25 protein-coding genes and 1 tRNA gene are annotated in these 25,914 nt (G+C 69.7%); 14 read left to right on the top strand and 12 right to left on the bottom strand.

The annotated features are described in order from the left end of the window. Positions 1 to 363 precede the first annotated feature (363 nt). Positions 364 to 1,788: an FG-GAP and VCBS repeat-containing protein gene (locus ACWGH0_RS17055; protein ID WP_453404939.1), complete on the top strand. Its 1,425-nt coding sequence runs from the start codon at positions 364 to 366 to the stop codon at positions 1,786 to 1,788. Between the two features lie 238 nt (positions 1,789 to 2,026). On the opposite strand, the gene ACWGH0_RS17050 is transcribed toward ACWGH0_RS17055, so the two are convergent. Continuing rightward, complete coding sequence (locus ACWGH0_RS17050) at positions 2,027 to 2,287, bottom strand: hypothetical protein (RefSeq protein ID WP_453404938.1); 261 nt, start codon at positions 2,285 to 2,287, stop codon at positions 2,027 to 2,029. A 52-nt stretch (positions 2,288 to 2,339) separates the two neighbouring features. Further along, positions 2,340 to 2,666: an immunity 53 family protein gene (locus ACWGH0_RS17045; protein ID WP_453404937.1), complete on the bottom strand. Its 327-nt coding sequence runs from the start codon at positions 2,664 to 2,666 to the stop codon at positions 2,340 to 2,342. A 578-nt stretch (positions 2,667 to 3,244) separates the two neighbouring features. On the opposite strand from ACWGH0_RS17045, the gene ACWGH0_RS17040 reads away from it, so the two are divergent. Beyond that, positions 3,245 to 3,958: a hypothetical protein gene (locus tag ACWGH0_RS17040; protein ID WP_453404936.1), complete on the top strand. Its 714-nt coding sequence runs from the start codon at positions 3,245 to 3,247 to the stop codon at positions 3,956 to 3,958. A gap of 135 nt (positions 3,959 to 4,093) precedes the next feature. Here the strand turns inward: ACWGH0_RS17040 and ACWGH0_RS17035 are convergent, their stop codons facing one another. Together ACWGH0_RS17035 and ACWGH0_RS17030 are read right to left on the bottom strand one after the other, a co-directional pair. Further along, the gene (locus tag ACWGH0_RS17035) at positions 4,094 to 4,276 is read right to left on the bottom strand and encodes a hypothetical protein (RefSeq protein WP_453404935.1); all 183 of its coding nucleotides are present in this window, start codon (positions 4,274 to 4,276) and stop codon (positions 4,094 to 4,096) included. Positions 4,277 to 4,363: 87 nt separating this feature from the next. Further along, a tRNA-Gly gene (locus ACWGH0_RS17030) sits at positions 4,364 to 4,437 on the bottom strand. 578 nt (positions 4,438 to 5,015) lie between these two features. On the opposite strand from ACWGH0_RS17030, the gene dcd reads away from it, so the two are divergent. Both dcd and ACWGH0_RS17020 read left to right on the top strand, forming a co-directional pair. Further along, the gene (dcd, locus tag ACWGH0_RS17025; protein ID WP_453404934.1) at positions 5,016 to 5,591 is read left to right on the top strand and encodes a dCTP deaminase; all 576 of its coding nucleotides are present in this window, start codon (positions 5,016 to 5,018) and stop codon (positions 5,589 to 5,591) included. Positions 5,592 to 5,613: 22 nt separating this feature from the next. Then, complete coding sequence (locus ACWGH0_RS17020; protein WP_453404933.1) at positions 5,614 to 6,111, top strand: phosphoribosyltransferase; 498 nt, start codon at positions 5,614 to 5,616, stop codon at positions 6,109 to 6,111. Positions 6,112 to 6,300: 189 nt separating this feature from the next. Here ACWGH0_RS17020 and ACWGH0_RS17015 read toward each other — a convergent pair whose 3' ends face one another. The 5 genes from ACWGH0_RS17015 to ACWGH0_RS16995 form a co-directional block, all read right to left on the bottom strand. Next, a complete protein-coding gene (locus tag ACWGH0_RS17015) occupies positions 6,301 to 7,230 on the bottom strand; it encodes a Yip1 family protein (RefSeq protein WP_453404932.1) in 930 nt (309 codons plus the stop codon). A gap of 164 nt (positions 7,231 to 7,394) precedes the next feature. Continuing rightward, the gene (locus tag ACWGH0_RS17010) at positions 7,395 to 8,843 is read right to left on the bottom strand and encodes an FG-GAP-like repeat-containing protein (protein ID WP_453404931.1); all 1,449 of its coding nucleotides are present in this window, start codon (positions 8,841 to 8,843) and stop codon (positions 7,395 to 7,397) included. Positions 8,844 to 9,269: 426 nt separating this feature from the next. After that, positions 9,270 to 10,412 carry an FG-GAP repeat domain-containing protein gene (locus tag ACWGH0_RS17005; protein ID WP_453404930.1) on the bottom strand — a complete coding sequence of 381 codons (1,143 nt, stop codon included), beginning with the start codon at positions 10,410 to 10,412 and terminating at the stop codon, positions 9,270 to 9,272. A 180-nt stretch (positions 10,413 to 10,592) separates the two neighbouring features. Continuing rightward, positions 10,593 to 12,860 carry a (Fe-S)-binding protein gene (locus ACWGH0_RS17000; protein ID WP_453404929.1) on the bottom strand — a complete coding sequence of 756 codons (2,268 nt, stop codon included), beginning with the start codon at positions 12,858 to 12,860 and terminating at the stop codon, positions 10,593 to 10,595. A gap of 161 nt (positions 12,861 to 13,021) precedes the next feature. Continuing rightward, positions 13,022 to 13,513: a sugar transferase gene (locus ACWGH0_RS16995; protein ID WP_453404928.1), complete on the bottom strand. Its 492-nt coding sequence runs from the start codon at positions 13,511 to 13,513 to the stop codon at positions 13,022 to 13,024. A 179-nt stretch (positions 13,514 to 13,692) separates the two neighbouring features. Here ACWGH0_RS16995 and dnaK point away from each other — a divergent pair, with 179 nt between their 5' ends. The 5 genes from dnaK to ACWGH0_RS16970 all read left to right on the top strand — a co-directional run bounded on the left by dnaK (position 13,693) and on the right by ACWGH0_RS16970 (position 18,425). Beyond that, entirely contained in the window at positions 13,693 to 15,549 is a 1,857-nt protein-coding gene (dnaK, locus tag ACWGH0_RS16990; RefSeq protein ID WP_453404927.1) for a molecular chaperone DnaK, read from the top strand. Further along, positions 15,546 to 16,223 carry a nucleotide exchange factor GrpE gene (gene grpE, locus ACWGH0_RS16985; RefSeq protein ID WP_453404926.1) on the top strand — a complete coding sequence of 226 codons (678 nt, stop codon included), beginning with the start codon at positions 15,546 to 15,548 and terminating at the stop codon, positions 16,221 to 16,223. The genes dnaK and grpE overlap by 4 nt, the downstream gene beginning before the upstream one ends. Before the next feature lie 45 nt (positions 16,224 to 16,268). Continuing rightward, entirely contained in the window at positions 16,269 to 17,471 is a 1,203-nt protein-coding gene (gene dnaJ, locus ACWGH0_RS16980) for a molecular chaperone DnaJ (RefSeq protein ID WP_453404925.1), read from the top strand. Between the two features lies 1 nt (position 17,472). Next, positions 17,473 to 17,928 carry a heat shock protein transcriptional repressor HspR gene (locus ACWGH0_RS16975; protein WP_453404924.1) on the top strand — a complete coding sequence of 152 codons (456 nt, stop codon included), beginning with the start codon at positions 17,473 to 17,475 and terminating at the stop codon, positions 17,926 to 17,928. A gap of 188 nt (positions 17,929 to 18,116) precedes the next feature. Further along, entirely contained in the window at positions 18,117 to 18,425 is a 309-nt protein-coding gene (locus ACWGH0_RS16970) for a hypothetical protein (RefSeq protein WP_453404923.1), read from the top strand. A 34-nt stretch (positions 18,426 to 18,459) separates the two neighbouring features. Here ACWGH0_RS16970 and ACWGH0_RS16965 read toward each other — a convergent pair whose 3' ends face one another. After that, positions 18,460 to 19,443 carry a helix-turn-helix transcriptional regulator gene (locus tag ACWGH0_RS16965; RefSeq protein WP_453404922.1) on the bottom strand — a complete coding sequence of 328 codons (984 nt, stop codon included), beginning with the start codon at positions 19,441 to 19,443 and terminating at the stop codon, positions 18,460 to 18,462. Positions 19,444 to 19,597: 154 nt separating this feature from the next. Between ACWGH0_RS16965 and ACWGH0_RS16960 the strand changes: the two genes are divergently transcribed. Then, positions 19,598 to 19,759, top strand: a complete 162-nt coding sequence (locus ACWGH0_RS16960; RefSeq protein WP_453404921.1) for a hypothetical protein — start codon at positions 19,598 to 19,600, stop codon at positions 19,757 to 19,759. Then, complete coding sequence (locus tag ACWGH0_RS16955) at positions 19,756 to 20,076, top strand: Rieske (2Fe-2S) protein (protein ID WP_214909602.1); 321 nt, start codon at positions 19,756 to 19,758, stop codon at positions 20,074 to 20,076. The genes ACWGH0_RS16960 and ACWGH0_RS16955 overlap by 4 nt, the downstream gene beginning before the upstream one ends. Before the next feature lie 115 nt (positions 20,077 to 20,191). Here the strand turns inward: ACWGH0_RS16955 and ACWGH0_RS16950 are convergent, their stop codons facing one another. Beyond that, positions 20,192 to 20,614 carry a pyridoxamine 5'-phosphate oxidase family protein gene (locus ACWGH0_RS16950; RefSeq protein WP_453404920.1) on the bottom strand — a complete coding sequence of 141 codons (423 nt, stop codon included), beginning with the start codon at positions 20,612 to 20,614 and terminating at the stop codon, positions 20,192 to 20,194. A gap of 144 nt (positions 20,615 to 20,758) precedes the next feature. On the opposite strand from ACWGH0_RS16950, the gene clpB reads away from it, so the two are divergent. Together clpB and ACWGH0_RS16940 are read left to right on the top strand one after the other, a co-directional pair. After that, positions 20,759 to 23,344, top strand: coding sequence for an ATP-dependent chaperone ClpB (gene clpB / locus ACWGH0_RS16945; protein ID WP_453404919.1), 2,586 nt, complete (start codon positions 20,759 to 20,761; stop codon positions 23,342 to 23,344). A gap of 116 nt (positions 23,345 to 23,460) precedes the next feature. Continuing rightward, the gene (locus ACWGH0_RS16940; protein ID WP_453404918.1) at positions 23,461 to 24,003 is read left to right on the top strand and encodes a YbjN domain-containing protein; all 543 of its coding nucleotides are present in this window, start codon (positions 23,461 to 23,463) and stop codon (positions 24,001 to 24,003) included. Between the two features lie 200 nt (positions 24,004 to 24,203). Here ACWGH0_RS16940 and ACWGH0_RS16935 read toward each other — a convergent pair whose 3' ends face one another. Next, positions 24,204 to 25,457 (bottom strand): pyridoxal phosphate-dependent aminotransferase, encoded by a 1,254-nt coding sequence (locus tag ACWGH0_RS16935; RefSeq protein ID WP_453404917.1) that lies wholly within the window; start codon positions 25,455 to 25,457, stop codon positions 24,204 to 24,206. Between the two features lie 128 nt (positions 25,458 to 25,585). On the opposite strand from ACWGH0_RS16935, the gene ACWGH0_RS16930 reads away from it, so the two are divergent. Further along, complete coding sequence (locus ACWGH0_RS16930; protein ID WP_453404916.1) at positions 25,586 to 25,795, top strand: hypothetical protein; 210 nt, start codon at positions 25,586 to 25,588, stop codon at positions 25,793 to 25,795. Positions 25,796 to 25,914: the final 119 nt, after the last annotated feature.

The following is a 25,914-nucleotide window of genomic DNA, read 5'->3' as shown; positions in this document are numbered from 1 at the left end:
CACGCGGGATCGAGCGGCGCTCACGCTAGCGGCACCCGCCGAAGGTGGTGCGCAGCCCTTGTGACGCTGCTGCGAAGATTTCCGGGCGGTGGTGTCGGGCCGCTCCTGTCCCCGTACGTCCCCTTTTGTGGGCGGCGGCGCACATGTCACGGCCGACCCCGCGCCGACTTCCTTGCCGCGCGACCAACCCCACCCGCTCCGACACCCTCGGGACGTACCGGACAGAAGCCCGGCGCGACCGGCTGACGCCCCGCCGAGGCCGTTCACCTGGTCTTCCCCGGCGTACAACCCTTCGTGCACCACGCGTGTCTTAGGGAACCGAAGCTGCGAACCGACGTCGGTTCCACAGACAGGAGCACCACCTTGCGCGTACGTACCCTGGCAGTCGTCACGGCCGCCGTCCTCGCAGTCGCCGGACTGGGCGCGCCCACCGCCGCCGCGGCTCCTTCCGGTCTGCCGGACGACTTCAACGGGGACGGCTACCGCGACCTCGCCATAGGCACGCCGAAGGCGGGCGGCGGCACGGTCACCGTCGTCTTCGGCTCGGCCTCGGGGGTCAGCCCCGCCAACTCGGTGAACATCACCCAGGACTCGCCGGGCATCCCCGGAACGTCGGAGTCCGTGGACAAGTTCGGCGACGACGTCACCAGCGGCGACGTCAACGGCGACGGCTACGCCGACCTGATCGTCGGCGCGCCCTGGGAGCGGATCACGGACAAGCCGAACGGCGCGGTCACGATCGTCTGGGGCGGCGCCAAGCCGTTCACCTCCGGTGCTCAGATGCTCACCGCGCCCGACAACGACCCCTACTCCGGGTTCTTCGGCGAGGGTGTGTCCTTCACCGACGTCGACGGCGACGGCGCCGGCAACCTCGTTGTCATCGGCGCCAACTCCTTCTGGTGGTACGAGGAGGGGAAGGTCACCCAGGGCGGCGCGCTCGCGCCGAAGGAGAAGTTCCTCCCCGACAACGTGCGCCTCTACGGAATCGCCGCCGGCAACTTCTCCAGCACCGGCAGCAGCGACTACGTCCTGCACGGCCAGCGCCGCGACTCGGACCTCACCACCAACTACGTGGGCATGGTGCGCGGCGGTACCGACGACATCGGCTCCACCTACTCGGTTCTCGCCCAGGGCACCGACCCGGGCAGCGCAGCCTGGACGCAGGCGGTGTCGCAGGGCGACATCAACGGTGACGGGCTTGACGACCTGGTCACCGGCAACCTCGCCGGCGGACCGAGCGGTTCGTTCACCGTACGGTACGGCCGGCCGGCGGGCCTCCCGGCCACCGGCACCACGTACACGCAGAACAGCCCGGGCGTGCCCGGCACCAACGAGGACTTCGACCGCTTCGGTACCGCCGTCGCGGTGGGTGACGCGACCGGTGACGGCTACGCGGACGTCGCGGTCGGTGCCTCGTACGAGGGCGTGAACGACCGTGACAACGTCGGCAACGTCGTCTTCCTGAAGGGCAGCGCGAGCGGGCTGTCCACGAGCGGAGCCCAGTCCTGGCACCAGGCCACGGCCGGAGTGCCCGGCGCGGCCGAACGAGGCGACCACTTCGGTTCCTCACTGCGCCTGCGCGACATCAACGGCAACGGCAAGGCGGACCTGGCCGTCGGCGCGTTCGGCGAGGACGTCGTGCCCAACGGTTACGACGACGGGGCGGTGTGGGTGCTGCGCGGCGCGGAATCGGGGCTGACGTCGGCCTACGCGACGTCCTTCAACGCGACGCACTTCAACTACCCGGTCGTCGAGGGCCGCAAGTTCGGCGACATCTTCGCCCGCTGACGCGCACATCCGAGCGCGGCCGCTCCGGGCGCGGGCACCCGGGCAGAGGCACCGGGCGGGAGCGAGGGCACCACGGCAACGGGCTTCCGCGCCCTGACCCCGAGCACCCAGGGCCCCCGACGCCCACGAGCGCACTCCGTACGCCCGTGTCCTCACCCGCGGCCAGACACGCCCGCGGAGAAAGCCCCAGGCCACCGGCCTGGGGCTTTCTCCGTAGTACCGCTACCGGGCCACCTCTCTACTTCACATTGTGAGAGAAGAGATCGTGCCCGCACTTCCCGCAGTCGCCGTCATCCCCGACCTCGAACTGCTGGCAGTTCATACACACAAGGCAGTTCTGACCGGCATCGATGCCGTTGTCCACCAGCCCCACACTCTCCAGGTGGGAACGCGCATCCTTCTGCACCTCACGAAAGCGCGCCCGGACCTTCCCCAGCTCCACCGCGTTCTCTCGCAGCGCCTGCTGCTGGGCATCAGTCAGCTCAGTGTCGAGATCCACCGTCCGCCTCCCTCGCCAACCGGGGGCCATCTCCCGCCAACTCTCCCCCCGCTCAGACGACCGCGCGCGCCGAGCCCGGCAGCGCCTCCGTCCACTTCCGGAACGCCGTCAGCACCTCGGTCAGGTTGCCCGGACCACACGCACCACAGAACCGCCGGTCGGCTACACGGGTATGGACCCAGTCGTCCGGACCACGCTCGACGGACTGCTCCGGATACTCAAGCTCGTCGAGCGGAGTGCCCTCAAGGTCAACCGTGACCAGCCAACCCGGGTTGTCGAGCGTCTCGATCCTGATCCCCCACTCGTGCTCCCAGTCACCGTCACACTGCCCGGAGTACCACCCCTGCAGCCAGTCGAGAACCGAACCCCCGTCGCTCATGGCCCCCGACCCTAGCCCCAACACCGCCGTACCACCCGGCCTTTCACCCCTCCGTCACGGACCGGTCCGCCACCGCCTCCTCCTCTTGCGGTGAAGTCCTCGGTTGAAGCACCGTCAGGTAGCCCAGGGAGGCCCGAGTAAGCGGGCGCGAGCACGCAACTCCGCTCGGCATTCGGGAATGAGCGTCGTTGGCGACCTGATCAGCTCGACCAGGTACCAGGGTTGATGTAATGGTCTCGTCCTTGCGCCGCGGTTGGCCATGGTTGACCGACTCGTCGACTACGGATCCGGGACGCTTTCCGATCCGTAGCACGCGCCTATGTCTGACCAAATCACCCCGCTACCGCCCTTGGGCGGTTGCGCGGACAGCGTTGCGATCCCCCTACGGGTGCAAGGCGGCTTGCTCCGCTCGCATGTACGGCCATGGCCCGGCCGGGTCTGCGCCCCGCCCTCGCTCGGCTTCGTCTGGGCTCAGCAGTCAGGTGGTGCTCGCGCCCAAGGCCGCTTCCCACCGCCCGTATTGCTCCATCACCGCACCCGCACGCCCGCCCCGCACCTCAAGTTGCGCGAGCAGTTCCATGGCGATTGAATATGAGGAGATGGATTATGCCGTGCCTGGCTCATGGCGCGTTCGGGCCGATCAGGGGCGTGGTTCCCCTTTGCTGGGTGAAGGCGCTCAGATCCCAGCCCATAACCTGCTGCAGGTGGGTGGCCGTATGGAATTCTTCCCGATCGCAGCTCTCGTCATTGCGACCTTTCTGCTCCTCATTGGAATTGTGGGGCGCGGGGCGAGTATGGGTTCCTCTCAGTTTCATGTCACCTTGGAAGGAACTATTGGACGGCTGCCAAGAGCCGCCATCCTGGCAGTCAGCATCGTGACTTACATCTTGGCTATTTTCCTTTTCGTTTACGTAGCCGAGTCAAAATCGAGCTCAGGCCCGCCCTCTCCGCCGGCGACTACACAAGCGGAGACGCCACCTTCCACAATTACGCTGAAGATCGAAAGTCTACTTCCCGATGGTTACACGGCAGAGAAAGATACGATCATCATAGGGGACTCCGAGCCGTTGGTTCTGGAAATGGATTCCAATGGCAAAAGTATGAATGGAGCCGTGTACCTAGATGCGCAACTTGACGGGGCAAGCGTGCGTTTTTCTGTTGACGTCATGGTTACCAAAGCGGATGGCACCGAAGAAGCTTATTCCGGCGAAGGCGTAATCACTGCGGGGGATGGTCTAGCGTATAGCGTGATACTTTATGAAGACGGCACAGCCGGACTAGAACCGTCTTGAATGTGCAAGACGCGGCGCGCGGTCTTGAAGACCCTAGTGACCGCGACGTCACCGTGGTGCAGACCCCACGCCCACCACGGGCTAGTTCCGTGACCAGGTAGAGCGGTTAGGTCCTTTTCGTGAGCCCAAAGGTCGTTACTCGGTCGCGCCCGTGGTTCTCCGCTCGACGAGGCGCTGGGTGGCGGGCTCCGTGACGCCGCGCCGGAGCGAGTTACAGCTGTCGTCGCGTCGGGGCCGGGTGAGGGTCTTGAGCGGCAGCGGGTAGTAGCGAGCAGGCTGGATGATCCCGTGCGGGCCGCCCGCGAGAAGTCTGATCATGGGCCTTCTGGTGCGGATCTGGTGCGCGACGCTTGAACTGGTCCAGACAACAAAGAAGCCCCGGGCTCTTGGCCTGGGGCTCTTGCGTGGAGCGGGTGACGAGAATCGAACTCGCGCTCTGAGCTTGGGAAGCTCATGTTCTACCATTAAACTACACCCGCGCAGCGGGCCGTTGGATGGCGCCGCTTCGTCGGACAGTGTACCCCAGGTCCCGCCCCGTTGTGTCCGGTGTGTGTTCGGTGCGCGTGGTCGCCCGGGTTTTCGTGGCTTCTGGTGGGCGTACCTTTGAGGGCGGAGTGCCGCCTGGAGCGGCGTCCTGTTCATCCCCTAATGTGGCCTTCTCGTCCACGCTTGGTTGGGGAAGGGACTTGATGGACTTGATGGAGCCCACCGTCGTCCGTTGTGCCGAGGGGCACGTTTTCAGCACCACATCGTTCCCGTTGCAGCAGCTCGGAGCCGACCGTATCGGTCCGGGGCGGCTCATCCGCTGTCCGCGCTGTGCGCGGCTCCGGCACGCAGTGCCGGTGGTGTTGCAGCAGCGCTAGAGACCGGCAGGGAGTGGCTGCCCGTCCGGCCGGAGATCCGGCCGGACGGGCGCGCGAGGCCGGCCCCGACGGCAGTCGAAACGCCGGTCGGTGGCCCGTGCAAGATCGGGCACGGGGTCGGCCGGAAGCGGAGACCGAGGCGCGCGGGGTCGTCCGATTGGGGCGGGCCCGCGCGCTCTGCGTATCCTCGGTGGGTGCTTCTCTCAGACAAGGACATCCGGGCCGAGATCGACGCCGGACGCGTGCGCATTGATCCGTACGACGAATCCATGGTGCAGCCCTCGAGCATCGACGTGCGGCTGGACCGCTACTTCCGGGTGTTCGAGAACCACCGCCACCCCCACATCGACCCCGCCGTCGAGCAGGCGGACCTGACGCGGCTGGTGGAGCCGGAGGGGGACGAGGCGTTCATCCTGCACCCCGGCGAGTTCGTGCTGGCGTCGACGTACGAGACGATCACGCTGCCGGACAACCTCGCGTCGCGGCTGGAGGGCAAGAGCTCGCTCGGCCGGCTGGGGCTGGTGACGCACTCGACCGCCGGGTTCATCGACCCCGGGTTCTCCGGCCACGTGACGCTGGAGCTGTCGAACCTGGCCACGCTGCCGATCAAGCTCTGGCCCGGAATGAAGATCGGCCAGCTGTGCATGTTCCAGCTGAGCTCGCCCACCGAGTTCCCGTACGGTTCCGAGCGGTACGGGTCGCGTTACCAGGGCCAGCGCGGGCCGACGGCCTCGCGGTCCTTCCTCAATTTCCATCGGACGCAGGTGTGATGCCGGGTATGGGTGCATGGGTATGAGTGCTGTACGGGAAAATCTGACGTACGAGGGGTTCGGCGTCGCCGTGCGCGAGCTCGCGCAGAGCATCGCGGACGACGGGTACGAGCCCGACATCGTGCTGAGCATCGCGCGCGGCGGGGTCTTCGTCGCCGGCGGCCTGGCGTACGCGCTCGACGTCAAGAACATCCACCTGGTGAACGTCGAGTTCTACACCGGGGTCGGAACCACGCTGGAGATGCCGGTCATGCTGGCGCCGGTGCCGGACGCGATCGACTTCAGCAACAAGAAGGTGCTGATCACCGACGACGTCGCCGACACCGGCAAGACGCTCAAGCTCGTGCACGACTTCTGCCTCGATCACGTGGCTGAGGTGCGCAGCGCCGTCGTCTACGAGAAGTCCCACTCGCTCGTGAAGTGCGAGTACGTGTGGAAGCGCACCGACGAGTGGATCAACTTCCCCTGGAGCGTGCAGAAGCCCGTGGTGCGGCGCAGCGGGCAGGTCCTGGACGCGTAGCGGCAAGAGCCGCAGGCGGTGCGCACGGCCACGCGGTGCGCACGGCCACGCGGTGCGTACGGCCACGCGGTGCGTACGGCCACGCGGTGCGTACGGCCACGCGGCCCGTACGTAGGGACCACGCGGTACGTACGACAGAGCCCCGGCGCGGACAGCGCGCCGGGGCTCCGTCGTGAGGTCGTGCCCGGGTCAGATCGTGCCCAGCTTGATCAGCGACAGCAGCGCCACCAGCTGGATCGCCGACGCGCCCAGCGCCTTCTGCCACGGCAGGTCGTGCGACTTGCTCACCATCGAGGTGAACAGGGCCGCCGAGCCGAGCCAGGTCGCCCAGCCCAGCACCTGCACCAGCGCGTTCTCGCCGCCCAGGAAGATCGCGAAGACGAGGCGCGGGGCGTCCGTCATCGACATGATCAGCATGGAGAGGCCGACGGTCGGCTGCCAGGAGCCGTCGCCGCCGAGCTGGCGGGCCAGCGTGTGCGTCACCGCGCCGAGGATGAGGCCGCAGATGATCACCGCCACGCCGGTGGTCAGGACGTACGGGATGGCGTTGGACAGCGTCGCGTTGATCGCCTCTTCGCGCGCCTTGTCGAAGCCGAAGACCGCCAGCAGGCCGTAGAGGAAGGTGACGACCAGGGCCGGTCCCCAGACCGGGTAGTCGCGCATCTGCCAGAACGTCGGGCCGGGGCGCAGCACGATGCCGCTCAGCAGCTGCTTCCAGTGCAGGCGCGGACCGGCCGGCGGGGCGGGGCTGTCGCCGGCGTGGTACGTGCCGCCGTCGCCGTACGGGTCGTCGATGCTGAAGGCCGTGGTGTGGCCCGGGCTGTTGTTCGCGGCGTACGGGTCACCGCCTCCGGGGCCGCCGTGCCCGCCCTGGCCTCCGTAACCGCCCTGCCCGCCCGGGGCGTGGCCCTGGTGGGGGTGCGGCTCGCCGAAGTACTCGGGCTCGCCGTGCTGTCCGCCGTACTGCGGTGCCTGCGGCCACTGCTGCTGGCCGTACGGGGGCTGAGGCGATGCCTGCTGCCCGTACGGCTGTTGCTGCCGTTGCCGCTGCGGTTGCCGCTGCGGTTGTTGTTGCGGGGTGCGGTTGTCCCGGCCGCGTCCGATCCTGAATCCAGCCACGTAATCGAACGTACCTGGTCCGGATGCGCCGTATGCCGGGCCTGCCGCAACAGGCCCGGCATTGCGGCCGAGCTGTGACATCCCCTAGGGGGTCCCCGGCGGGTTGTCCCCCTGGGGGCGTGGGGCGGTCGTCCGTACGACGGAGGACCGCCCGGCCGTGCGGGTCAGCCCGAGATGTTCAGGCCCAGTACCGGTGCGCCCGCCGTCGAGATGCCGGTGGCGGCCGGGCCGAGGCCCCGGCCGCTCGTCGAGATCTTCGTGCCGTCGGAACGGAACGCCACCACGTAGCCGTTCTCGTCGTTCTCCCACGGCACACCGACCGTCATGTCGGCCTTGCCGTCACCGGTCGTGTCCGAGAGGAACACCTCGCCGCCGAAGCCGTCGAACTTCTCGCTCGTGCCCGGGACGCCGGGGGTGTCCTGCTCGATCGCCTGCGCGCCCGTGGTCACAAAGCCGTTCGCGGAGCCGTAGACGACGGTGACCATGCCGGTGTCGGCCCCGCCCGCCAGGTCCTCGTAGGGAGCGCCGACTGCGAGGTCGAGGAAGCCGTCGCCGTTGATGTCGCCCAGGGACAGCTCGCCGCCGAACGCGTCGCCCGTCTCGGAGCCGCCCGGGATGCCGGGGGTGTCCTGCGTGATGGTGTCCTTGCCGCCGGTCGGGCCGCTCGCCGTGCCGTAGACGACCTCGACCGCGCCGCCCTTGGCGATGCCCGCGCCGCTGTCCCAGGAGTTGCCGATGACGATGTCGCCGTAAGCGTCGCCGTTGGTGTCGCCGATGTCGGTGATGATGCCCGCCGGGAGCTTCCTCGCGCCCGTCGTGGTGACGCCGGCCGAGCTGCCGGGCAGGTAGTAGTTGGCGTTGTACGAGTACTCGCCGGTGGAGTCGCCCTCGTAGCCGTCTACGACCAGGTCGGTGCGGCCGTCGTTGTTCACGTTGCCCGCGGTGATGTTGAAGATGTCGTGGCCCTCGACGGCGAGCACCGGGGTGGTGACCGAGTAACGGCCGCCCGTGGTACCCGACTTGCTGATCCCGCCGCGGTAGACGTCGACCTTGTTGTTGTCGGACTTGATGGCGAGGTCGTTCTTGCCGTCACCGTTGAAGTCGCCCGCCGCCACGCCCGATCCGAAGTGGTCGTGCTTGGTGGGCGTCGGGTCGGCGATGGTGACGCCACCGGTCAGACCGGTGGCGGAGCCGAACACGACCACGACCGTGCCGCCGTCGACGTCGGAGCCGACGTCTTCGAGCAGCGCGCCGATGGCGAGGTCCGCGTACCCGTCGCCGTTGAAGTCACCGGCGGCGGTGTGGCCGCCGAAACGGTCCTGCTTCTCGGCGGAGCCGGGGACGCCCGCGCTCTCCTGCGTGATCGTCTGGATCTTCTGCGCGCCGGCGCCGGTGGGGGAGCCGTAGAGGACCGTGACGGCGCCCGCGCCGTTGTAACCCTTGACGGTGGAGCCGGAGGCGGAGACCGCCAGGTCGCGGTAGCCGTCGCCGTTGAAGTCGCCCTGGAGTCCGGAGGGCGCCGCGGCGGCGGCTCCGGCTCCGGCGACCAGCAGGCCGCCGGTGAGGGCGGCCGCGGTCGCGACGGCGAGGGTGGTGCGGAGGCTGCTGTGCATGCGGAGTTCTCCTGCGGCATGCCGGGACGCGTGGTGCGCGTCCGAGTCAAATGGGGCGCCGATCGCCGCGCCGGCCGGGATCCGGCCCGCGGGCACGTGCCGCGCACGTGGTGATCAGCGGACAGGAGACCGCTGAGGGGCACGGATGGTTGTACGAAGTTGTACGACTGTTGCCGGCCGGCCGGCCGGGTGGAGTCGAGTCGTACGGCCGGTGTACGGCGCAGCGCGCGCCCGGGGCGGCGAGTCGTACGGCCGCCCGTGCGGCTCGGGGTTTTGGGGTCGCGAGTCGTACGGCGTCCCGTGCGCGACCCTCCGCAGCGGCGAGGCGTACGGCCGTCCGTGCGACCAGTGCCCGGGTCGCGAGGCGTACGGCGCCCCGTGCGGTGCAGCGCCCCGCAGCGGCGAGGCGTACGGGCGCTGTGCGGCTCAGTCCCCCTGAGCGGCGAACAGCGCCGTGGAGAAGGTGGTGGTCCTTCCGGTGGCCGACGAGCGCAGGGTGATGACGTCGGTCGTCTCGCCGCGCTGTGTGCGCACCGCCGTGTCCGGCTTCTTGTCGCCGTCGAAGTCGGCGTGGCGCAGGACGGCCGTCACGGCTGTCTCCTCGCCGGCCGGCAGCGCGCCCGGCCGCGCCTTCACGGCCCCGAAGGTGTACGTACCGCCGGGCCGCCCGGGGCCGGCCGGCCCGCCGAGCAGCAGCGTCGCCCGTGCGGCCGTCCCCGGCTCGTGCGGGCGGGTGGCGGAGACCAGGTCGTCGTACCCGTCCCCGTCGACGTCGGGTGCGAGGTCGGGGGAGAGGAGGACGGGCCCGGCGCCCGGGATCGCGCCGCCGGCCGCGCGTGGGGCGCCCGCTCGGCTGAAGGGGCCCCGCAGGAAGCTGAGACGGCCGCCGCTCGCCGTCACGGCCAGGTCGTTGGCGCCGTCGCCGTCGAAGTCGCCGCAGACGGGGTGGTCGGGCCACTCGTTGCCGAAACGGGCGCGGTCGGGGATGCGGAGCTTGACCGCCTTGCCGGTGAGGCCGCTCTCGCCGCCGAAGAGGATCTGGAGCGGTACGGGCGGCCTGCCCGTGCCGTTGAACGGCGGGTCGGTGGTGACCACGAGGTCGGCGTAGCCGTCCTTGTCGAGGTCGCAGGCGGCCTCGGCGTCGAAGGCCGCGGGGAGGACACCCTCGGTGCGGGCAGCGTGCCGGGCGGGCGTGAGGAGCTGGCGTACGGACGGGTCGACGACGCGCGGGGGCGCGGCGCCGTACACGATGCCGATGCCCGCGTCGTCGCCCAGACGCTCCGCGGGGCCCTTGACCAGGTCGTTGAGGACGAGGTCGCGGTGCCCGTCGCCGTTGAAGTCCTCGGCGACGCGGCTGCCGCCGCCGTGCGGTACGGGGCGGACGGGCGCCGCGGCGGCCCGGGCGGCCAGCGGGGTGGGGGAGGCGTCGGCGCGGGCCGCGGCTGCCGGGGAGTCGCCGCCGGAGTCGGGCCCGCAGCCGGTCAGCAGTACCGCGCAGCTCACCGCCGCCGCCGCGATCGCTCTTCGCACGACCCACCCCGCCCGTATCGCTCGTTTCAGTTGCCACATGATGCTCTTTTTTGACCGCGGAGTTAAGCGGTCCGCACGAAAGCGGCCGTAAGCCGTGCGTGGCCCGTGAGTCCGTACGAAAGCGGCGGTGGGCCGTGCGTGGCCCGTGAGCGGTCCGTACGAAAGCGGCCGGACCTGCCCCCGAGGCAGATCCGGCCGCTTCCTTCTTCCGGGTACGCGCTACTTCGCCGGCTCGGGCTCGGGCGCGTCCTCGGACGCGGTCTCGTCCTCCGGCTCCGCCGGCGTCTTCACCGAGTCCAGGAGCAGCTGCGCCACGTCCACGACCTGGAGGGACTCCTTCGCCTTGCCGTCGTTCTTCTTGCCGTTCACCGAGTCGGTGAGCATGACGAGGCAGAAGGGGCAGGCGGTGGAGACGATGTCCGGGTTGAGGGACAGCGCCTCGTCCACGCGCTCGGTGTTGATGCGCTTGCCGATGCGCTCCTCCATCCACATGCGCGCGCCGCCGGCGCCGCAGCAGAAGCCGCGCTCCTTGTGGCGGTGCATCTCCTGCTGGCGCAGGCCCGGGACGGCCGACATGATCTCGCGCGGCGGCGTGTAGACCTTGTTGTGACGGCCCAGGTAGCACGGGTCGTGGTACGTGATGAGGCCCTCGACCGGGGTCACCGGGATCAGCTTGCCCTCGTCGATGAGGTGCTGGAGCAGCTGCGTGTGGTGGATGACCTCGAACTCGCCGCCCAGCTGCGGGTACTCGTTCGCGATCGTGTTGAAGCAGTGCGGGCAGGTCGCGACGATCTTCTTCGACGACTTGGGCTTCTTCGTCGCCGGATCGTCGTCGTCCTCGCCGTACGCCATGTTCAGCATGGCGACGTTCTCCTGGCCGAGCTGCTGGAACAGCGGCTCGTTGCCGAGGCGGCGGGCCGAGTCACCGGTGCACTTCTCGTCGCCGCCCATGATCGCGAACTTGACGCCCGCGATGTGCAGCAGCTCCGCGAAGGCCTTCGTGGTCTTCTTCGCCCGGTCCTCCAGGGCGCCGGCGCAGCCGACCCAGTAGAGGTACTCGACCTCGGACAGGTCCTCGATGTCCTTGCCGACGATCGGGACCTCGAAGTCGACTTCCTTCGTCCACTCGACGCGCTGCTTCTTGGCCAGACCCCAGGGGTTGCCCTTCTTCTCCAGGTTCTTGAGCATCGTGCCGGCCTCCGAGGGGAAGGCGGACTCGATCATCACCTGGTAGCGGCGCATGTCGACGATGTGGTCGATGTGCTCGATGTCGACCGGGCACTGCTCGACGCAGGCGCCGCACGTGGTGCAGGACCACAGCACGTCCGGGTCGATGACCCCGTTCTCCTCCAGCGTGCCGATCAGCGGACGCTCGGCCTCCGCGAGAGCGGACGCGGGGACGTCCTTCAGCTGCTCCTCGGTCGCCTTCTCGTCGCCCTCCATGGTCTTGCCGCCGCCGGCCAGCAGGTACGGGGCCTTGGCGTGCGCGTGGTCGCGCAGCGACATGATCAGGAGCTTGGGGGAGAGCGGCTTGCCCGTGTTCCAGGCGGGGCACTGCGACTGGCAGCGGCCGCACTCGGTGCAGGTGGAGAAGTCGAGGATGCCCTTCCAGCTGAACTGCTCGACCTGGCTGACGCCGAAGACCGCGTCGTCGGCCGGGTCCTCCCAGTCGATCTCCTTGCCGCCCGTCGTCATCGGCTGGAGCGCGCCGAGGGCGGTGGATCCGTCGTCCTCGCGCTTGAACCAGATGTTCGGGAAGCCGAGGAAGCGGTGCCACGCCACACCCATGTTGGTGTTGAGCGAGACCGTGATCATCCAGATCAGCGAGGTGCCGATCTTGATCATGGCGGTGAAGTAGATCAGCGTCTGGAGCGTGGAGACGCTCAGCCCGTCGAAGGCGAGGACGAGCGGGTACGACACGAAGTACGCGGCGTCGTAGCCGTCCACGTGGTGGATCGCGCCCTCAAGGCCGCGCAGGGCCAGGATCGCCAGGCCGATCGTCAGGATGATGTACTCGACGAAGTACGCCTGCCAGGCCTTCGAGCCCGCGAAACGCGACTTGCGGCCGGCCCGCGAGGGCAGGTTGAGCAGGCGGATCGCCATCAGGACGAGGATGCCCACGACCGTCATCAGGCCGATGAACTCGATGTACATCTCGAACGGCAGGAAGCCGCCGATGACCGGCAGCACCCAGTCCGCCTGGAAGAGCTGGCCGTACGCCTGGGCCAGGGTCGGCGGCAGCGTCAGGAAGCCGATGGCGACGAACCAGTGCGCGACGCCGACGATGCCCCACCGGTTCATCCGGCTGTGGCCGAGGAACTCCTTGGCGAGGGTGATCGTGCGCTGCTTCGGATTGCCGGTACGGCTGCCCGCGGGAACGGGCTGGCCCAGCTTGACGAACCGGTAGATCTGCGCGACGGCTCGGGCGATGAGCGCAACGCCGACCACGGTCAGGACCAGCGACACGATGATCGCGGCGAGTTGCATTGGGGGCTCCTCGGGCCTGCGAGGTGGAGAAATACGGGGGGACGGCTGAGCGACTGGCGGGATTACTAAGCGGTAACTTATTCAGCCCGTGCTGAGCGTACCCATTTATGCCGCCGCACTGTAGTTGGGCCGGCGGTGATCTGTGTCGCGTAAGGCTGCCCTCAGCGGCGGGCGGCGAGGGCGGCGGGCACCGTGCGGGCCAGGACGGCGAGGTCCATGCCGAGCCAGTGCCGCTCGATGTAGTCCAGGTCCAGTACGTCCATCTCCTCCCACGGCAGCCCTGAGCGCCGGCCGACCTGCCACGGCCCGGTGACGCCGGGCCGCACCACCAGTCTCGCTCGGGTGGCCGAAGGATGGCCCGGCGGCAGCGCGCACGGCCCGACCAGCGACATCTCCCCGCGCAGGACGTGCAGCAGCCGGGGCAGTACGTCCAGCCGCGTCCGGCGCAGCAGCCGGCCGACCGCGGTGCGGGGGTCGGTGCGCAGCGTCAGCATCGCGAAGGGGCGCCCGGCCAGGCCGGCGCGGGGGCTCCGTACGAGCAGCGGGCCCGCCGACGTGGCGGCGGCGGCCGTGGCGGTGAGGAGGAAGAGGGGGGCGGCGACCGGCAGCAGGGCGGAGGTGACCGCCAGATCGAAGATCCGCTTGGCGAGCATGTGCGTACCATTTCATGGGCTTAGGTACGAAATGTGGCTCTGCTCGGCCCGGGCGTGCCGTGCTCATGCCGATAAGGGCCGCATAAGAGTTGAGTCGACTGCACTCAGGTCTGTTGACGCGACGACATCCGTCATGCATCCTTGAGCCTGTTCCACTCAAGTCAGCTGGAGGAATCGAAATGGCACGTGCGGTCGGCATCGACCTGGGCACCACCAACTCCGTCGTCAGCGTTCTGGAGGGCGGCGAGCCCACCGTCATCACCAACGCCGAAGGCGCCAGGACCACGCCGTCCGTCGTCGCTTTCGCGAAGAACGGTGAAGTGCTGGTCGGCGAGGTTGCCAAGCGCCAGGCAGTCACCAACGTCGACAGGACGATCCGGTCGGTCAAGCGCCACATGGGCACCGACTGGAACATCGAGCTCGACGGCAAGACCTTCAACCCGCAGCAGATGAGCGCCTTCATCCTGCAGAAGCTGAAGCGCGACGCCGAGGCGTACCTGGGCGAGAAGGTGGCCGACGCGGTCATCACCGTCCCGGCGTACTTCAACGACTCCGAGCGCCAGGCGACGAAGGAGGCCGGCGAGATCGCGGGTCTCAACGTCCTGCGCATCGTGAACGAGCCGACCGCCGCCGCCCTGGCGTACGGCCTCGACAAGGACGACCAGACGATCCTCGTCTTCGACCTCGGTGGCGGCACGTTCGACGTCTCGCTGCTGGAGATCGGCGACGGCGTCGTCGAGGTGAAGGCCACCAACGGTGACAACCACCTCGGTGGTGACGACTGGGACCAGCGTGTCGTCGACTACCTGGTGAAGCAGTTCCACTCCGGCCACGGCGTGGACCTCTCCAAGGACAAGATGGCTCTCCAGCGTCTCCGCGAGGCCGCGGAGAAGGCGAAGATCGAGCTGTCGTCCTCCACCGAGACGTCGATCAACCTGCCCTACATCACCGCGTCGGCCGAGGGCCCGCTGCACCTGGACGAGAAGCTCACGCGCTCGCAGTTCCAGCAGCTGACCGCCGACCTGCTGGAGCGCTGCAAGACGCCGTTCCACAACGTCATCAAGGACGCGGGCATCCAGCTCTCCGAGATCGACCACGTCGTTCTCGTCGGTGGCTCGACCCGTATGCCGGCCGTCGCCGAGCTCGTCAAGGAGCTCACGGGCGGCCAGGACGCCAACAAGGGTGTGAACCCGGACGAGGTCGTCGCCATCGGCGCCTCGCTCCAGGCCGGTGTCCTCAAGGGTGAGGTCAAGGACGTCCTGCTCCTCGACGTCACGCCCCTGTCTCTCGGCATCGAGACCAAGGGCGGCATCATGACGAAGCTCATCGAGCGCAACACGACGATCCCGACCAAGCGTTCCGAGATCTTCACGACGGCCGAGGACAACCAGCCGTCCGTGCAGATCCAGGTCTACCAGGGCGAGCGCGAGATCGCGGCGTACAACAAGAAGCTCGGCATGTTCGAGCTGACGGGCCTGCCGCCGGCCCCGCGCGGCGTCCCGCAGATCGAGGTCGCCTTCGACATCGACGCCAACGGCATCATGCACGTCGCCGCCAAGGACCTCGGCACCGGCAAGGAGCAGAAGATGACCGTCACCGGCGGCTCCTCGCTGCCGAAGGACGAGGTCAACCGGATGCGCGAAGAGGCCGAGAAGTACGCGGACGAGGACCACAAGCGCCGCGAGGCCGCCGAGACCCGCAACCAGGCCGAGCAGCTCGTCTACCAGACGGAGAAGTTCCTCAAGGACAACGAGGACAAGGTTCCGGGTGACGTCAAGACCGAGGTCGAGACCGCCGTCACCGAGCTGAAGGACAAGCTCAAGGGCGAGGACACCGCGGAGATCCGCACGGCCACCGAGAAGGTCGCCGCCGTCTCGCAGAAGCTCGGCCAGGCCATGTACGCGAACGCCGAGGGCGCTCAGGCCGCGGGCGGCGACGCTCCCGGCGCCGAGCAGGCCAAGGCGGACGACGACGTCGTCGACGCCGAGATCGTCGACGACGAGAAGGACGCCGGCCGTCAGGGAGGCGCCGCATGACGGAGGAGACTCCGGGCTTCGAGGAGAAGCCCGACGTCCCTTCCGGCGCCACTCCCGAAGACGCCGAACCGCAGGCCGCCACGCCCGACACGGCAGGGACCGACTCCGTCGCGGAGTCGGGCCCGGCGGCCCCGGCCGGGGACGTACAGGACGTAGCTCTCACGGCGCAGTTGGACCAGGCCCGCATGGCGCTCAACGAGCGCACCGCGGACCTCCAGCGGCTCCAGGCGGAGTACCAGAACTACCGTCGCCGCGTGGAGCGGGACCGGGTCACGGTCAAGGAGATCGCTGTGGCGAACCTCCTGAGCGAACTCCTCCCGACCCTCGACGACATCGGCCGCGCGCGGGAGCACGGCGAGCTGGTGGGCGGGTTCAAGTCGGTGGCCGAATCGCTGGAGACGGTCGCCGCCAAGATGGGCCTGCAGCAGTTCGGCAAGGAGGGCGAGCCCTTCGACCCGACGATCCACGAGGCGCTGATGCACTCGTACGCGCCGGACGTCGAGGAGACCACGTGCGTCGCGATCCTCCAGCCCGGGTACCGGATCGGCGAGCGGACCATCCGTCCGGCGCGGGTCGCGGTGGCCGAGCCCCAGCCCGGCGCCGCGCCCGCCAAGGCGGACGAGGCCGAGGCCAAGGCTCCGGACGAGGAGAGCGGTGGCCCGGACGAGGGCTGACGTGACCAGCAGCAGTACAGGTGACGGGAAGGAGGGACGTCGGGGATGAGCACGAAGGACTTCGTCGAGAAGGACTACTACAAGGTTCTCGGCGTCCCGAAGGACGCCACCGAGGCCGAGATCAAGAAGGCGTACCGGAAGCTCGCCCGCGAGTTCCACCCGGACGCCAACAAGGGCGACGCCAAGGCGGAGGAGCGCTTCAAGGAGATCTCCGAGGCGAACGACGTCCTCGGCGACCCCAAGCGGCGCAAGGAGTACGACGAGGCGCGTGCTCTGTTCGGGAACGGCGCCCTGTACAACAGGCAGGGCAGGCCGGGCCCGGGCGCCGGCGGCACCTTCAACTTCGACCTGGGCGACCTCTTCGGAGGCGCCCAGGGCGGGGCCCAGACCGGTGGCGCCGGCGGGTTCGGCGGCGGCCTCGGGGACGTCTTCGGGGGCCTGTTCAACCGGGGCGCCGGCCCGGGTGCCCGTACGGGTACGCAGCCCCGCCGCGGCCAGGACATCGAGTCCGAGGTGACGCTCAGCTTCACCGAGGCGGTCGACGGGGCCACGGTCCCGCTGCGGATGTCCAGCCAGGCGCCCTGCAAGGCGTGTTCGGGTACGGGCGACAAGAACGGCACCCCCCGGGTGTGCCCGACCTGCGTCGGTACCGGACAGGTGTCGCGCGGCGGCGGTGGCGGCTTCTCGCTCACCGACCCCTGCGTCGACTGCCGGGGCCGCGGGCTCATCGCCCAGGACCCCTGCGAGGTGTGCAAGGGCAGCGGCCGTGCCAAGTCCTCCCGGACCATGCAGGTCCGGATCCCGGCGGGCGTCTCCGACGGCCAGCGGATCCGGCTGCGCGGCAAGGGCACGGCGGGCGAGCGGGGCGGCCCGGCGGGCGACCTGTACGTCGTGGTCCACGTGGACGCCCACCCGGTCTTCGGCCGCAAGGGCGACAACCTCACCGTCACCGTGCCCGTCACCTTCGTGGAGGCGGCGCTCGGCGGCGAGGTGAAGGTCCCGACGCTGGGCGGGCCGCCGGTCACGCTCAAGCTGCCGGCCGGCACGCCCAACGGCCGCACCATGCGCGCACGGGGCAAGGGCGCGGTCCGCAAGGACGGCACCCGCGGCGACCTCCTGGTCACCGTGGAGGTCGAGGTGCCCACGGCCCTTGACGACAAGGCCCGTGAGGCGCTGGAGTCCTACCGTGAGGCGACCGCCGGGGAGGACCCGCGGGCGGAGCTGTTCCAGGCCGCGAAGGGAGCATGAGATGGACCCGCGCATGCGTCGTAACCCGTATCAGCTGACCGACGAGACGCCTGTGTACGTCATCTCGGTAGCGGCCCAGCTCTCGGGTCTGCACCCGCAGACCCTGCGGCAGTACGACCGCCTCGGCCTGGTCTCTCCCGACCGCACGGCCGGGCGCGGCCGGCGCTACTCGGCCCGCGACATCCAACTGCTGCGCCAGGTGCAGCAGTTGTCGCAGGACGAGGGCATCAACCTGGCCGGCATCAAGCGGATCATCGAGCTGGAGAACCAGGTGACCGCACTCCAGCAGCGCGTCGCGGAACTGTCGGCGGCGGTCGACGGCGCGGCGGCCGCGCTCCAGCAGCGCGAGGCCCAGGTCCACGCGTCCTACCGGCGCGACCTCGTCCGCTACGAGGACGTGCAGCAGGCGAGCGCACTGGTGGTCTGGCGTCCGAAGAGACAGCATTCGTCGGACTGACGACTGCGTCGACTCGTGGAGAGGGCCGGGCTTTTCCGGCCCTCTTCGCGTTTCCCGGCTCGACCTGCGCGCCGTGATCGCCTTATGGTCACACCTGCCGCGCTGTACGCGCCCTGTCCGCACAGAAGAGCGCCGAGTCGAAGGTGAAGATGAGTCCGGATTCACCGGGCCGGGCCGGAGCGGTACCGATGCGGACGACAGCGGGACCGCGCAGGCTGTGGTTCCCCGCCGCGGAGGCGGTGCTGACCCTGCTCGTGGCCCGGACCCTGTGGACCTGGCGCGACGATCCGTATGTGCTGCTCGCGGACGTCCCGTACCTGCTGTGGTCCAGCGTGGGGCTGACGCTCTCCCTCGCGGTGAGTCTGGCCCTGCTGTCGCGTGAGCAGGCGTGGGCGCGGCGGCTCGGCCGGTCGCTGACGGTGGCCCGGCTGTGCCTGCTGCCGCTGCCCGGACTGGCGTGGTACCCGGCGATGTCGCCGTACATCTCGCTCTGGTGACACAGACGGTGACCGGACCCGTGCCCGGGTCGGGTCAGTGGTCCTGGTTCAGGATGCCTGATTTGGCTATGAGGTAGCCGAGTTGGGCGCGGCTGCCGCTGCCGAGGGTGGCGGCGAGTTTGGCGATGTGGGCGCGGGCGGTCCGTACGTTCATGCCGAGCCGGCGGGCGATGGCCTCGTCGACGTACCCCTCGACGAGGAGCTTGGCTATCGAGCGCTGGACGCCGGATATGCCGTCGGGGGTGTGGTCGTAGGAGACCCGCTCCTGGAGGGGGACGCCGCGTTGCCAGAACTGCTCGAAGACGGTGGCGAGGTACTCGACCAGGCCGGGGTGGCGCAGTTCCAGGGCGACCTGGCGGTCGTCGCGCGCGGGGATGAAGGCGACCGTGCGATCGAAGATCATCAGGCGCTCGATGAGCTGCTCCAGGGTGCGGATCTCGACCTTGCCCTCGGCCATGCGTTCGGCGTAGGCGAGCGTGCCCTGGCTGTGGCGGACGGTGTGCTGGTAGAGGGTGCGCATACTGATGCCGCGGTTGATGAGCGCCTGGCCGCGCTCGAGGGCCGCGTTGAGGGCGTGTTCGCTGCGTCCGCCGCCCGGCTGGACGGTGAGCACCTCGGTGTGGCACTCGGCCGTGGCGAGATCTATGGCCGCGTTGATGCGGTTGATGCCCTCCAGCACGGTGATCGCGTGGGTGGTCGGAGGGTCCTGTGCGCTGATGGCCATGAACGGCTCAAAAGAGTCGGTGAGTTCGATCGAAAGGTGCCGCCGCTCGTGAATCTCGCGTTCGATCGGGTGCAGTCGTTGCGCCAGTGCCGCGGACGGCGGAACCGGGCGCAGCCAGTTGGCGTCGTCCGGGTCCGGGTGCAGCAGAGCGAACTCGATGAGGCAGGGGGCCGGTGCCACCTCGGTCCGCGCGATGCGACCGGTGCGCAGCGCGCTGGCGTAGAGGCGCCTTCCCTCGTCACAAAAATCGGTGACAGCATGGGGATGTGCCTGATTTGAGTCACTTGCGGCCATAACTCCACCCCCCAGGGTCCTGAACGTGCAGGAACATGATGCATCGACCCAGTGGTGTTGACGTGGCCGAATAGGCCATGGTCTTGGTGCGGGGAGAGAAGAAACCCTTCAAGTGAGGACGAAGCCGACCATGTACAAGAGAATGCTTCGCTCGGTGCTTGCCACTGCTTTCACAGCCGGGCTGGCCCTCGGCGCCGCGACGACCATGGACCTCGCCTGGGACAGCAAGCCTGCGGGCGGCGGCGTGGTCGGCGCGCAGTCCGAAGCGCCGCCAGACCTCGGCTGGGACACCGCGCCGGCCAAGTCGGACGTATGACCGTTCCACCGGACGACCGCACCTTCAGGCGCGAAATGGCCACCGCCTACCGCTCGGGCTGGCACTTCATCGACCTGGTCACGGCCATTCCCCACCGTGGCGACTCGCTGATGGTCACCCTGTTCGGCGAGCCGATCCTGGTCGCGCGTGAAGAGGATGAGGACGTCCGTGCCTACCGGTGCCTGCGCAAGCCCCGGGGCGCCCCGCAACCTGTTCGCTGTGCCGTGCGCTACGGCATGGTCTTCGTCAATCTCGACCAGCGTGACCACCAGCTGATCGAGCCCGAAACCAGCACCGCCACCCCCCGCAGCGCCTGACGCGATTCCCCCGTCGTTCCAATCGCCCAGGCGCTCCCCCACACAGCGGCGCCATCGTGGACCTGAACACGATGGCGCCGCTGTGCTGCGCCCGCACGTGTGGAGCCCGGCCCGGTCAGCCCGTGCTCGGGGCGCGGCCCATCGCGCGCTCCAGCGTGATCTCGATCAGTACGCGGTCCGGGTTCGGCGCCGGCGTGCGCCCGTACCGCTCGGCGTAGCGGAGCACCGCCTCCGCGATCAGCTCCGGCTCCGTACGGATCACCGCGCGCCCTTCGAGCGTCGCCCAGTGGCCGCCCTTCACCTGGCAGACGGCGACCCGGGCGCCTTCCTCTCCCGCGGCCAGCACGTTGGCGACCTTCCTGCTGCTCTTGTTGGTGATCACGCGGGCGATCCCCGCCTCGGGGTCGTACGTCACCCCGACCGGCACCACGTGCGGCGAGCCGTCCGGGCGCGGGGTTGTCAGCGTGCAGAGGTGGTACTCGCGCCAGAAGGCGAGGTAGTCCGGGCTCGGGTTCCGTACGTCGAGGTCGTTGGCCATGGCGCCAGGGTAGCCGGGCTGTCTTTTCCCGCCTTGAGTGGAATAGACTCAACTTTGCCTATGCTGAACAAGTCATAGCTGCACAGTCGTGGGACACGTCACAGCCGAGGAAGCAGTACCGCCCGCCGAGGAGGAACGAGCGCAGTGGACGCAGAGCTGACCAACAAGAGCCGGGACGCCATCCAGGCGGCGAGCAACCGGGCCGTCAAGGACGGGCACGCGGATCTCACCCCCGCCCACCTGCTGCTGGCCCTGCTCGCGGGCGAGGACAACGCCAACATCACCGACCTGCTGGCCGCCGTGGACGCGGACCAGGCGGCCGTGCGCGCCGGCACCGAGCGCGTGCTCGCCGCGCTCCCCAGCGTGACGGGGTCCACCGTCGCCCCGCCGCAGCCCAACCGCGAGATGCTCGCGGTCATCGCCGACGCCTCGCAGCGGGCGAAGGAGCTGGGCGACGACTACCTCTCCACCGAGCACCTGCTCATCGGCATCGCGGCCAAGGGCGGCAAGGCCGGCGACGTACTGTCGCAGGACGGCGCGAGCGCCGCGAAACTGCTGGAGACCTTCGAGAAGATCAGGGGAGGACGCCGGGTGACGACCCCCGACCCGGAGGGCCAGTACAAGGCCCTGGAGAAGTTCGGCACCGACTTCACGGCGGCCGCGCGCGACGGCAAGCTGGACCCGGTCATCGGCCGTGACCAGGAGATCCGGCGCGTCGTGCAGGTCCTGTCGCGGCGTACGAAGAACAACCCCGTGCTCATCGGCGAGCCCGGCGTCGGCAAGACCGCCGTCGTCGAGGGCCTCGCCCAGCGCATCGTCAAGGGCGACGTCCCCGAGAGCCTGAAGAACAAGCGGCTCGTCGCGCTCGACCTCGGCGCGATGGTGGCGGGCGCCAAGTACCGCGGTGAGTTCGAGGAGCGGCTGAAGACCGTCCTCTCCGAGATCAAGGAGAGCGACGGGCAGATCATCACCTTCATCGACGAGCTGCACACCGTCGTCGGGGCGGGCGCGGGCGGCGACTCCGCCATGGACGCCGGCAACATGCTCAAGCCGATGCTGGCGCGCGGCGAGCTGCGCATGGTCGGCGCGACGACCCTCGACGAGTACCGGGAGCGGATCGAGAAGGACCCCGCCCTGGAGCGCCGCTTCCAGCAGGTGCTGGTAGCCGAGCCGACCGTCGAGGACACCATCGCGATCCTCCGCGGCCTCAAGGGGCGGTACGAGGCCCACCACAAGGTGCAGATCGCGGACTCCGCGCTGGTGGCCGCCGCGGCCCTCTCCGACCGGTACATCACCTCCCGCTTCCTGCCCGACAAGGCCATCGACCTCGTCGACGAGGCGGCCTCGCGGCTGCGCATGGAGATCGACTCCTCGCCGGTCGAGATCGACGAACTCCAGCGGGCCGTCGACCGGCTGAAGATGGAGGAGCTCGCCCTCAAGAACGAGTCCGACCCGGCGAGCCGCCAGCGGCTGGAGAAGCTGCGCCGCGACCTCGCCGACAAGGAGGAGGAGCTGCGCGGCCTCAACGCGCGCTGGGAGAAGGAGAAGCAGGGCCTCAACCGCGTCGGTGAGCTGAAGGAGAGGCTCGACGACCTGCGCGGCCAGGCGGAGCGCGCCCAGCGCGACGGCGACTTCGACACCGCCTCCAAGCTGCTGTACGGCGAGATCCCCGGCCTGGAGCGCGAGCTGGAGGAGGCCGCGGCGGCCGAGGCCGAGGTCCGTACCGACACCATGGTCAAGGAGGAGGTCGGGCCCGACGACATCGCCGACGTGGTGGGCTCCTGGACCGGCATCCCCGCCGGACGCCTCCTGGAGGGAGAGACGCAGAAGCTGCTGCGCATGGAGGACGAGCTCGGCACGCGGCTGATCGGCCAGCACGAGGCGGTGCGCGCGGTCTCCGACGCCGTACGCCGCACCCGCGCGGGCATCGCCGACCCCGACCGCCCGACCGGCTCGTTCCTCTTCCTCGGCCCGACCGGCGTCGGCAAGACCGAGCTGGCGAAGGCGCTCGCCGACTTCCTCTTCGACGACGAGCGGGCCATGGTCCGCATCGACATGAGCGAGTACGGCGAGAAGCACAGCGTCGCGCGGCTGGTCGGCGCCCCGCCCGGTTACGTCGGCTACGAGGAGGGCGGCCAGCTCACCGAGGCGGTCCGCCGCCGCCCGTACAGCGTCGTACTCCTCGACGAGGTTGAGAAGGCCCACCCCGAGGTCTTCGACGTCCTGCTCCAGGTGCTCGACGACGGCCGCCTCACCGACGGTCAGGGGCGCACGGTCGACTTCCGCAACACCATCCTCGTCCTGACGTCGAACCTCGGCAGCCAGTACCTCGTCGAGCCGCTGACCAGCGCGGAAGTGAAGAAGGAGCAGGTCCTGGAGACCGTGCGGGCGTCCTTCAAGCCCGAGTTCCTCAACCGGCTCGACGACCTGGTCGTCTTCTCGGCCCTGTCCGGGGACGAGCTGGCGCACATCGCCGAGCTCCAGATCGGCCGGCTGGCCCAGCGCCTCGCCGACCGGCGCCTCACCCTCGACGTCACCCCGCGGGCGCTGGCCTGGCTGGCGGACAAGGGGAACGACCCGGCGTACGGAGCCCGGCCGCTGCGCCGGCTCATCCAGACGGCGATCGGCGACCGGCTCGCCAAGGAGATCCTGGCGGGCGAGGTCACCGACGGGGACACCGTCCGGGTGGACCGGTCGGAGGACGGCCTGACCGTGGGCCGCGCCGAGTAGGCGGTCCGGGTGCGGGTTCAGCGCAGGGCGAAGGACCCGCACCCGCTTTCGCGACTAGGGTCGATGTCAGGCAGCCACGCGAAGATCCCACACGCGATAACCCAGGAGTATTCAAGATGTCTATCGACCCGTCCTCGATCCCGAACTTCGGGGGCCAGCCCGAACCGCAGCCCGAAGGGCCCGCCGGCCCCGTCGTCCCCGACCAGGACCTCGTCAAGCAGCTGCTGGAGCAGATGGAGCTGAAGTACGTCGTCGACGACGAGGGCGACCTCGCCGCGCCGTGGGAGGAGTTCCGTACGTACTTCATGTTCCGTGGCGAGGACGACCAGCAGGTCTTCTCGGTACGGACCTTCTACGACCGGCCGCACCAGATCGAGGAGAAGGTCCAGCTCCTCGAACTGATCGACGACTGGAACCGCCGCACGCTGTGGCCGAAGGTCTACAGCCACACCCACGACGACGGCACCGTCCGTCTCATCGGTGAGGCGCAGATGCTGATCGGCACCGGCGTCAGCCTCGAACACTTCGTGTCCTCGACGGTCAGCTGGGTCCGCGCCTCGATCGAGTTCGACAAGTGGCTCGTCGAGCAGCTCGGCCTGGAGAAGGACGTCGACTCCGCCGAGGGCGAGGGCGACGGCGACGGCGACGGCAAGGTCTGAGCCCGGCCCGTCACACCGGCACCGGGGCGATCGACACCGGATGCGCCCCGTGGCCCGGCGAGAGCCCGGCCGGGGCGGCGGTCATCACGACCGCCGTCCTCGGCCGGGCTTTCGCCGTGGCACGGGTGGACCCCTCCGACCGCGAGCCGGTCACCCCGGCCCCGGGCAGGACGCCCGCACCGCCGCCGGACGGCTCGGCGCTACCGCTGTCCGGCCAGGGCCTTCAGGCGGGCCACCGCGTCCTGGAGCACCTCGGTCCGCTTGCAGAAGGCGAACCGGACGAACGGCGCGCCCTGGTCGCGGTGGTCGTAGAAGACCGCGTTCGGGATGGCCACCACCCCGCACCGCTCCGGCAGCGCACGGCAGAACGCGAAGCCGTCGCTCTCGCCCAGCGGGCGGATGTCCGTGGTGACGAAGTACGTGCCGGCCGGGCGGTAGACCGCGAAGCCGGCGTCGGCGAGGCCCGCGGACAGCAGGTCCCGCTTGGCGCGCAGGTCCTCGCGCAGCGCGGTGAAGTAGGAGTCGGGCAGGCGCAGCGCCTCGGCGACGGCGTACTGGAAGGGCCCGCCCGACACGTACGTCAGGTACTGCTTCGCACTGCGTACGGCGGTGACCAGGGCGGGGGACGCGGTGATCCAGCCGATCTTCCACCCGGTGAAGGAGAACGTCTTGCCCGCCGAGGAGATCGTCACCGTGCGCTCCCGCATGCCGGGGAACGACGCGATCGGCAGGTGCTCGCCGTCGAAGACCAGGTGTTCGTACACCTCGTCGGTGACCACGAGCAGATCGCGCTCGACCGCCAGCTCGGCCACGGCGGCCAGTTCCGCGCGAGTGAGCACGGTGCCGGTGGGATTGTGCGGGGTGTTGAGGAGGATGAGCCGGGTGCGGGGGGTGACGGCGGCGCGGAGCTCGTCGAGGTCCAGGACGTACCGGCCCTCGTGGGGGCGCAGTGTCACCGGGACGCGCGTGCCGCCGGCGAGGGCGATGCAGGCGGCGTACGAGTCGTAGTACGGCTCCAGGGCGACCACCTCGTCGCCGGGCTCCAGCAGGGCGAGGAGCGAGGCCGCGATCGCCTCGGTGGCGCCGGCGGTGACGAGGACCTCGGTGTCCGGGTCGTACTCCAGGCCGTAGCGGCCGAGCTGGTGGGCGGCGACGGCGGTACGCAGCTCGGGGACGCCGGGGCCGGGCGGGTACTGGTTGCCGCGTCCGTCCCGCAGCGCGCGGACCGCCGCCTCCCTGATGGCCTCGGGGCCATCGGTGTCGGGGAAGCCCTGCCCGAGGTTGATCGCGCCGGTCTTCTGGGCCAGCGCCGACATCTCGGCGAAGATCGTCGTCCCGAACTCCGCCAGCCTGCGGTTGAGCGCGGGGCGGGGGTGCGGCTGCGGCTGCGGGCGGGAGCCGGGGCCCGGGCGGTCGTCCTGGCCGGGGGCGTCGTGCTCTGCGGGCGTCGTCATGGCGGCCATCCTGGGCCGAAGCTCTGGAGTTGCTCAAGTCGGCTTTCGGTTCCGGCGGCCGGGGGCATCACCGGGTCACGCAAGAAGCGAGCACCTCGCTTCGGGGGAACGGAAGGACGGTGAGGGGCGTGGAGTTCGTGCTGATCGCTCTGGTGGTGCTGGTGATCGTGGGGTTGACGGTGCTCGCGGGCAGCCGTGGTGGACGGCGGACCCGCAGGAGCGGGGGGAGCTGGTGGGAGGGCAGCCACCACGGCTCCTCCGGTTCAAGTTCGTGCGGCGGCTCCTCGTCCTGCGGCGGCGGCGGAGGCGGCTGCGGTGGTGGTGGCGGAGGCGACTGACACGGGGCAGTCGCCTCCGCCCGGCAGGGCGGCGGGCGGGGGGGGGGGGGGCCGCGGGAGCCGCCGCCGCCCCCCCGGGGGCCCCGGGGGGGCCCGCTGTAAGGGGCCCCCCCCAAAAA

The organism is Streptomyces sp. NPDC054887 (genome assembly GCF_053610585.1).
Note: the sequence above shows the minus strand (reverse complement) of the source record. Positions and strands in the feature narration are given on the sequence as shown.

What these genes read in the sequence shown, in the direction of transcription:
- ACWGH0_RS17045 (WP_453404937.1), bottom strand. Translation starts at nt 2,666, where the DNA reads ATGAGCGACGGGGGTTCGGTTCTCGACTGGCTGCAGGGGTGGTACTCC.
- ACWGH0_RS17040 (WP_453404936.1), top strand. Translation starts at nt 3,245, where the DNA reads ATGGCGATTGAATATGAGGAGATGGATTATGCCGTGCCTGGCTCATGG.
- ACWGH0_RS17035 (WP_453404935.1), bottom strand. Translation starts at nt 4,276, where the DNA reads ATGATCAGACTTCTCGCGGGCGGCCCGCACGGGATCATCCAGCCTGCT.
- ACWGH0_RS17020 (WP_453404933.1), top strand. Translation starts at nt 5,614, where the DNA reads ATGAGTGCTGTACGGGAAAATCTGACGTACGAGGGGTTCGGCGTCGCC.
- ACWGH0_RS17010 (WP_453404931.1), bottom strand. Translation starts at nt 8,843, where the DNA reads ATGCACAGCAGCCTCCGCACCACCCTCGCCGTCGCGACCGCGGCCGCC.
- ACWGH0_RS17005 (WP_453404930.1), bottom strand. Translation starts at nt 10,412, where the DNA reads ATGTGGCAACTGAAACGAGCGATACGGGCGGGGTGGGTCGTGCGAAGA.
- ACWGH0_RS17000 (WP_453404929.1), bottom strand. Translation starts at nt 12,860, where the DNA reads ATGCAACTCGCCGCGATCATCGTGTCGCTGGTCCTGACCGTGGTCGGC.
- ACWGH0_RS16995 (WP_453404928.1), bottom strand. Translation starts at nt 13,513, where the DNA reads ATGCTCGCCAAGCGGATCTTCGATCTGGCGGTCACCTCCGCCCTGCTG.
- dnaK (WP_453404927.1), top strand. Translation starts at nt 13,693, where the DNA reads ATGGCACGTGCGGTCGGCATCGACCTGGGCACCACCAACTCCGTCGTC.
- grpE (WP_453404926.1), top strand. Translation starts at nt 15,546, where the DNA reads ATGACGGAGGAGACTCCGGGCTTCGAGGAGAAGCCCGACGTCCCTTCC.
- dnaJ (WP_453404925.1), top strand. Translation starts at nt 16,269, where the DNA reads ATGAGCACGAAGGACTTCGTCGAGAAGGACTACTACAAGGTTCTCGGC.
- ACWGH0_RS16975 (WP_453404924.1), top strand. Translation starts at nt 17,473, where the DNA reads ATGGACCCGCGCATGCGTCGTAACCCGTATCAGCTGACCGACGAGACG.
- ACWGH0_RS16970 (WP_453404923.1), top strand. Translation starts at nt 18,117, where the DNA reads ATGCGGACGACAGCGGGACCGCGCAGGCTGTGGTTCCCCGCCGCGGAG.
- ACWGH0_RS16965 (WP_453404922.1), bottom strand. Translation starts at nt 19,443, where the DNA reads ATGGCCGCAAGTGACTCAAATCAGGCACATCCCCATGCTGTCACCGAT.
- ACWGH0_RS16955 (WP_214909602.1), top strand. Translation starts at nt 19,756, where the DNA reads ATGACCGTTCCACCGGACGACCGCACCTTCAGGCGCGAAATGGCCACC.
- ACWGH0_RS16950 (WP_453404920.1), bottom strand. Translation starts at nt 20,614, where the DNA reads ATGGCCAACGACCTCGACGTACGGAACCCGAGCCCGGACTACCTCGCC.
- ACWGH0_RS16940 (WP_453404918.1), top strand. Translation starts at nt 23,461, where the DNA reads ATGTCTATCGACCCGTCCTCGATCCCGAACTTCGGGGGCCAGCCCGAA.
- ACWGH0_RS16935 (WP_453404917.1), bottom strand. Translation starts at nt 25,457, where the DNA reads ATGACGACGCCCGCAGAGCACGACGCCCCCGGCCAGGACGACCGCCCG.